The organism is Burkholderia sp. Tr-20355, from assembly GCF_017104685.1.
Taxonomy (GTDB): Bacteria; Pseudomonadota; Gammaproteobacteria; order Burkholderiales; family Burkholderiaceae; genus Burkholderia; species Burkholderia seminalis.
In genome coordinates this window covers 1-701 of sequence record NZ_JAAGPK010000405.1, presented here as the reverse complement: position 1 = coordinate 701, position 701 = coordinate 1, and the positions used below count along the sequence as shown (strand labels likewise).

Sequence of the window (701 nt, the reverse complement as noted above, 5' to 3'; positions counted from 1 at the left end):
GCGCCGGTTCGGACCACGCGCATTCAATGACGTCGTTGGCGAACAAGGCCTTCTCCCAGTGCCAGAACGCAGGTACAGATGGCCGTCAGCACGATCGACAGCACGGCTGCCTGCGAAAAATCGGTTTGCCCGTCCGACAGCTTCAGGTACATCAGCAGCGGCAGGATGTTGATCTGCGTGCCGGCCAGCGCGATCGCCGTGCCGTAGGTGCCGAGCGCGATCGCGGTGACGAGGCACCAGGCGGACGCGACGGACGGCCACAGCTCGCGCCACGCGACGTCGAGCCACGCGCGCCACGGCCGCGCGCCGAGCGTCAGCGCGGCGTCGAGCGGCCGCCGGTCGAGATTCGCGAGCGCCGGGTAGATCATCAGCGCGACGCGCGGAATCAGGTAGTACGCGTAGGCGAACGCGAGCCCCGGCATCGTGTAGATCGCGCCGCCGACCACGGTCGGATCGGCGCCCAGCGCGGCCAGCAGCGTGGTCACGAAGCCCGCGCGGCCGAACGCGAGGATGAAGCCGTACGCGATCACCAGCCCGGAGAACGCGAGCGGCACGCCGAGCAGCGCGAGCGACCAATGGCGGCGGGCCGGCGACTGCCCGGCCAGCGCGAACGCGACCGGCACGCCGACGCCGACCGACAGCGTGCCGGCGCTCATCGCCAGCGCGAGCGAGCGCGCGATCGCGTCGGCGACGAGCGGATC

General features: G+C 71.3%; 1 protein-coding gene. It reads right to left on the bottom strand.

What is annotated here, in order from left to right:
• Positions 1-23: 23 nt before the first annotated feature.
• On the bottom strand, positions 24-701 hold a 678-nt coding region (locus tag G3N62_RS35635), incomplete at its 5' end, for an ABC transporter permease subunit (protein ID WP_206141569.1).